The sequence below is a fragment of the Sphaerospermopsis torques-reginae ITEP-024 genome (genome assembly GCF_019598945.1).
Lineage (GTDB): Bacteria > Cyanobacteriota > Cyanobacteriia > Cyanobacteriales > Nostocaceae > Sphaerospermopsis.
On sequence record NZ_CP080598.1, the window covers coordinates 5248443 to 5254442 of the forward strand.

Annotated in this window: 9 protein-coding genes; 4 read left to right on the forward strand and 5 right to left on the reverse strand. The window is 37.1% G+C overall.

Features of this window, described 5'->3' with window-relative positions:
* The first annotated feature begins 358 nt into the window (after positions 1–358).
* The 4 genes from K2F26_RS24435 to K2F26_RS24450 all read left to right on the forward strand — a co-directional run bounded on the left by K2F26_RS24435 (position 359) and on the right by K2F26_RS24450 (position 2097).
* Positions 359–619: a hypothetical protein gene (locus tag K2F26_RS24435; RefSeq protein ID WP_220609857.1), complete on the forward strand. Its 261-nt coding sequence runs from the start codon at positions 359–361 to the stop codon at positions 617–619.
* A gap of 85 nt (positions 620–704) precedes the next feature.
* A complete protein-coding gene (locus tag K2F26_RS24440) occupies positions 705–1325 on the forward strand; it encodes a 4Fe-4S single cluster domain-containing protein (protein WP_220609858.1) in 621 nt (206 codons plus the stop codon).
* Between the two features lie 273 nt (positions 1326–1598).
* Positions 1599–1850, forward strand: coding sequence for a type II toxin-antitoxin system Phd/YefM family antitoxin (locus K2F26_RS24445; RefSeq protein WP_194058446.1), 252 nt, complete (start codon positions 1599–1601; stop codon positions 1848–1850).
* Entirely contained in the window at positions 1831–2097 is a 267-nt protein-coding gene (locus K2F26_RS24450; protein WP_220609859.1) for a Txe/YoeB family addiction module toxin, read from the forward strand. The genes K2F26_RS24445 and K2F26_RS24450 overlap by 20 nt, the downstream gene beginning before the upstream one ends.
* 26 nt (positions 2098–2123) lie before the next feature.
* Here K2F26_RS24450 and K2F26_RS24455 read toward each other — a convergent pair whose 3' ends face one another.
* From K2F26_RS24455 to K2F26_RS24475, 5 genes are all read right to left on the reverse strand, one after another.
* Positions 2124–3380: a dihydroorotase gene (locus K2F26_RS24455; protein ID WP_220609860.1), complete on the reverse strand. Its 1257-nt coding sequence runs from the start codon at positions 3378–3380 to the stop codon at positions 2124–2126.
* Between the two features lie 135 nt (positions 3381–3515).
* Positions 3516–4859: a histidine phosphatase family protein gene (locus K2F26_RS24460; protein ID WP_220609861.1), complete on the reverse strand. Its 1344-nt coding sequence runs from the start codon at positions 4857–4859 to the stop codon at positions 3516–3518.
* A gap of 187 nt (positions 4860–5046) precedes the next feature.
* A complete protein-coding gene (locus K2F26_RS24465) occupies positions 5047–5328 on the reverse strand; it encodes a type II toxin-antitoxin system RelE family toxin (protein WP_194058436.1) in 282 nt (93 codons plus the stop codon).
* Positions 5315–5584, reverse strand: coding sequence for a type II toxin-antitoxin system Phd/YefM family antitoxin (locus K2F26_RS24470; protein WP_220609862.1), 270 nt, complete (start codon positions 5582–5584; stop codon positions 5315–5317). The genes K2F26_RS24465 and K2F26_RS24470 overlap by 14 nt, the downstream gene beginning before the upstream one ends.
* A 218-nt stretch (positions 5585–5802) precedes the next feature.
* Positions 5803–6000: zinc ribbon domain-containing protein (locus K2F26_RS24475; RefSeq protein ID WP_220609863.1), on the reverse strand; the 198-nt coding region annotated here is incomplete at its 5' end.

The following is a 6000-nucleotide window of genomic DNA, read 5'->3' on the forward strand; positions in this document are numbered from 1 at the left end:
TGTCAATTATCAATTGATAAGTATTTCACAAAACATGATATAATTACATTTGTGAAAATAGTGATTTACTCGGAAAATAACAGTAAATTTTTAGTCAAATTGGGAGTGATTAAACAATGAACATAGATAATAATACGTTAGATTTGATTACAGGAGGATTGGCGATCGCTATTCTTTTAGGTGGTATGGTGATGATGTTTACAACTGTATTCACTACCAAGAGATAAAAAAATTTACCTCACAACTTCCTCACAAACTAATGATAAATTCTCAATAGGATTAGTTGAAACAGTCTTTTTGTGAAGCGTAAACCATGAGATATTGTTCAATCCTCTTGATTTATCAATAGGTAAAACTTTTGACTTGTAATTTGACTTGTAAACTGTCACCTGCTATATCAATAGCGGATATTGTTGCCGTTATACAATTTAACATTCCTTCCCGTCCCCGTGTCCTAGTTAGTCAGTTAGAATCAAGAGGTAATGAAATTAGTGAATCCTGTGGTTATACTTGTCAAAGTTTAAAATTAATCTCCACAGAAGAACTAATTACCATCGCAGAGCAAATTCAAAAATTCACTAAAATTCCTGTGCGTTATCCCATATTAGGTGACAGGTGACAGGTGACAGTAATAAATTTACCAATTACCAATCACCAATTACCAATTAGCAATTACCCATTCCCTATTCAGGAGTCAAATAAATATGGCAACAACAACAGAAATCTTATCAGCACTGAAACAAATTCCCGAAGGATATCTTAACATCATGGGTTATGTTGATAAATCAGAAGTGAATGGTCCTGGTTGTCGCGCTGTGGTTTGGGTGCAAGGTTGTCCGCGTGAGTGTGAAGGTTGTTTTAATCCCGCATCTTGGGAATTTGAAATAAATCAATTAGTTGCGATTGATCAACTAGCTGAAGATATTATTAAAAACCCTGAAAATACAGGCGTTACTTTTTCTGGTGGAGAACCATTTTGGCAAGCTTCCGCATTAGCTAGTTTAGCACATAAAGTTAAAGCCGCTGGTTTAAATGTGATGGCTTTTACTGGTTTTACTTTGAAAGAATTACAATCTGAATCTGCACCTCCTGGTTCTCAGAAATTATTAGCAGAATTAGATATTTTAATAGATGGTCCTTTTGTCCAATCTTTAGCTATTAATTCTCCTTTGTCTCCGGTTTCTTCTAGAAATCAAAAAGTTCATGTTTTTAACCCAGAATTTAAAGATCAAATTAGTTGGGCGAGTGATCAAATAGAAGTTCATATTCTTAAAGATGGCGATCGCATTGTCACCGGTTATCAAGGTTGGTTAGAATTAACCTAATCGTCAGCATTCAGCTATCAGTAATCAGCTATTTTTCAGTCTGAGAGATACTGAGTTAATGAGATCAATTTCCAGCCTATTATTAATGTATTTCTTCTTTATGGCTGACTGCTGTTAGCTGACGGCTGAATGCTTACCGTTTTTAGGACATCTATTAATATAATAATGAAACTCCCACTACCTAATTCATTACAAAACTGCCTCAAAGCAAGTTACAATAAAATTACTACATCTGACTTTATACATCTGACTTTATCAGATTAATTAACCATTATGCTCACTGGAATTAAACAAAAGGCTATTGTTGGTAAAGATGGGAAAATTGAAATATCTACCACAGAATTACCAGCAGGAACAGTAGTAGAAGTTATCATCTTAGTAGAACCACCCATAGAAGAAGATGAAACTACTTATCTTCTCAAGTCAGAAGCTAATAAAAAACATTTGCTTAAAGCTATGGAAAATGTTGAACAAGGAAATTTAATTTATGTTGATTTAGATGAATATGACAAAAGTAGCATTTGAACCAGAAGCTTTTGAACAACTGGGTGCATGGGGAAAGGAAGATAAAAAGGTTTTTAAGAAAATCCTAGAACTAATTAAAGATATCCAAAGAAAACCATTTTCTGGTATAGGTAAACCAGAACCTCTAAAATATGAATTACAAGGTTATTGGTCACGACGAATTACAGATAAACATAGGTTAGTTTACAAAGTTGAAGAAGATTTATTGATTATTATTATTCTGTCCTGTAAATATCATTATGACTGATGAAAACTAATAACTGATAAATGAAATTAACACCAAGTTTGTAAAACTCGACCTTTAATTTCTTTGCCAAACCAAGGTGTATTATCAGCAAGTGAACAAAGATTTTGTCTATTAACTGTCCAGATTTTTTCAGGATCAAATAATGTTAATTCTGCTTTTTCACCAAGTTTAATCGCTTTCATTTCTTGTTGTAAACAAGCTGCTGCTTGATTACTCAAAACACGCCATAATTCTAAAGCTGTAAATTCTCCAGTCTCCACTAAATTTGACCACAATAATGGTAATGCTAATTCTAAACCAATTGCCCCCGGTGGTGATTCTGCAAAAGCTTGTACTTTCTCCTCATAAGTGAAAGCTGCATGATCAATAGCGATCGCATCTATCACACCTCCACGCACACCAGCACGCAAAGCTTTCACATCACTGGCATTACCTAAAGGCGGTTCTAAATGCAAGCTGGTATGATAACTCTTAATATCTGCGGTGTTTAATAATAGGTGCATCCAAGTGGTACTAGCTGTCACTGGTAAACCTTGAAATTTGGCTGTAGCAATTAACTCCACACTCCGCGCCGTGGAAACCCGCATAATATGTACCGGTGTCCTAATTTCCGCAACTAATTCCAACAAAGCAGCGATCGCACTGGTTTCCGCAATAGCAGGAATCGGGGGTAAACCGATACGCAATGCCTCCGCACCTTCACGCATTGCCCCATTTAAAGATAAAGAGCGATCGCAGGGAGAAAACGCCACAACTTTACCAAAAGGTTGCAGATATTCCAAAACCCGTCTGACTATACCCAAATTTTCCCAAGGTTTCCCATCCGTAAAACCCACAACTCCAGCAGTAACTAAATCCGCAAACTCTGTTAACTGTTTACCAGCTACATCTAAAGTCATTCCCCCCCAAACCTGAAGATGGGGTGAACCTTTCTCTACTCTTTTTTGCTGTAACTGTACCACTAAAGCGGGATTATCAATAGCTGGATTTGTATCTGGTAATACTGTTAACCTCGTAAAACCACCAGCTTGAGCAGCTTGCAAAAAAGAAACCAAAGTTTCTCTTTCTTCAAAACCAGGTTCGCTGGAATGACTATATAAATCAACTAACCCAGTACCGACAACCAAACCCCGACAATCTTTAATAACAGTATCGGCGCTAAACTCAGAAATTTCGGGAGCGATCGCTTTAATTTCACCCTCAACAATTAATACATCGGCTATTTGGTCAGTTTCCGAAACCGGATCAATGACCCTTACTTGTTGTAGAAGTTCATTTATCATGTCTGTTTTAATACTTAAAATATCTGTTCTAGTGGTAATTGGTAGTTGGTGATTAGGGAAGAATATAATGTGGGGTGGGCATCTTGCCCGCCCTAGAGATACAAATGCCCGCCCTAGATATGCTAATCAGCGCAATTATAAAGCTCCTGCGGCTGTTTTATCTAACACACCCCCACTTAAATGTCCAGTAATATTCATTGCCTGTAGCACAGGTGAACCACTCACACCACTAGGGTAGTCAATAACACTCACTGCCCCATTGCCTTGACGGAAATTCCAGAAATTTTCCAGTGATAATCCCAGGATATGACAAAGCAAGGTTTTATTAGTAGCATCGTGGGCAACCACTAAACCAGTTTGTAGTTGATTTTTCTCAGCAGTTGCTAATATTGACTGCCAAGCCGCTACACTGCGTTCATGTACCTGTTGTAAATTTTCCCCTTCTGGCATTTGCACCTCAGCCGGAACAGTGCGCCACCGTTCCAACTCTCCGGGAAATTCCTGTTCTATCTCAGCTTCAAATTTACCTTCCCAAGTTCCGTGACTAATTTCTCTTAAACCATCTAATAACTGCAAATTAATCTGAGAATGGTGTTTAAGAATAATTTCTGCGGTTTCCTTGGGACGCGCCATAGTGCTACTAAAAGCAAAATCAAGCTCTACATCTTGCAGAAACTCCCCAGCTTTTGCAGCTTGGGATCTACCATTATCATTCAAAGGTACATCAATTTGCCCTTGAAACTTACCTTGACGATTCCATTCAGTTTCACCGTGACGGACTAATAATAACCTAAATCCTTGATGATTGGGGCGTAAACTCGGTAAAGTATCTCCCAAGTGTTGCGTTTGATTCATTGATTCTAACTGCACAGGTTCACCCAAACCACCAGCAAAATTTAACACACTAATGTTACAGTTAGACTGTTGTAAACCGTGATAACCACTAGGAGGAATACCCAAAGCTGTACTAATTAAAGCTCGGTTAATACCATTATGTCCAACTATAAGAATTGTTTCGCCTTGATGACGGGATAAAACTTCTTGCCAAAACGAATTTGCTTGTTCATATAAAGCTAAAACCGGAAAATGTTCTCTTATCCCGTCTGCGTCATTAATCATCATCCGCAATTCATGGGGGCGTTTTTTCCAGATACTATAATCATCAGGGAATTTTTCTTTGACATCAATAGATAACATTCCCGCCCATGCGGGTAAGTCTACTTCTCGTAAATTTTCGGAAACTTGAATTTCCCCAGACTTTTCAACTAACTCACTGCAAATAATTTCTGCTGTTGTTTTAGCGCGGTTCAGGGGACTGCTGTAGATAGCCTTAAATGCTATACCACTCAGAACTTTACCCGTTTTCCTAGCATCGTCTTGACCTTTTTCCGTTAAAGTTGACGCATCAGTACGTCCTTGGATACGTCTTTCAATATTATAGGTACTTTGACCATGACGCACAATGATGACACGAGTCATTAAAAAAACCTCTTCTCTCCAAAGGATTAATTTTACTGTAAAACGGCTAATAGATTACTAATGGGATTACGTTAGGGCTGGTAATGGATAATTGGTAATAGGTAATTGATGATAAAATCCCCGTTTTCATCCTGTTCATCCTTTAATCCTGGATATTCTGATTCTGACAATGTGCTTAACTAGCAACTTACGTTAATAACCGTTTTAATCTTTTATAAACATCATCATCATTGCGCTTACCGACTAAAATTACTTCCACTAAATCTTGATCTGGAAAGTATCTATAAACAATTCGATATTCACCACTATCTACTCGATAAAAACCCTGATAACCAGATAATTGTTCACTATCATTTGGTAAAGGTTCAACATTTAAAGCCAAAACCTTCTTTGCTATTTGCGCTGCTATTTTAGGTTGTAACCCATTGAGGAAATCAAGAACAGTTGCTAAACCATCAAGCCGCGCCATTAGCTAAATGCTCCAGTGCTGATGTAAAAGCCTCTGTACCCACCATTTCTGATTGACTCAAAGCAATTTCAGCAGTTTGAACTAACTGCATATCTTCTAATTCTTGCAATCTATTAATTAATTTTTGGTAGCTATCGGCGGAAATAATTACATGACTAGGACGTGATTGTTTAGTTAGTAATACGGGTTCAATAGCAGCTTTATCAAAAACTTCACCGTGTTTATTTCGGGCATCTGTCAGAGTATAGGTTTGCATAGGATGACTATTTTAGACATTTTGACTATATTTTAGCATAAATTCGCTTTCTCTGGTAATTGAAGATAAAATTCCTATTTTTATCCTGTTCATCCTTTAATCCTGGATATCCTGATTCTGACAATATAGAATTTTGCTGCTATATAAAACCTAGACAAAGCTAGACTTTACTTTCTACTTCAACAGGAGCATGGGAGCGGTTATCCCTCGGTAGACTTTCACGCTTTAGCCAAACGCGATAAATTAATTGCAGCATTCAGATCCCTATCCATCTCAAAACTACAGTTCTCGCAGTGATAAATTCTTTCAGATAAAGAAAGACTATCTTTTCTATGTCCACAGTGAGAACAGGTTTTACTTGATGGATAAAATCTATCAGCAATTATAATTTCACAACCAAACTTTTTAGCTTTATA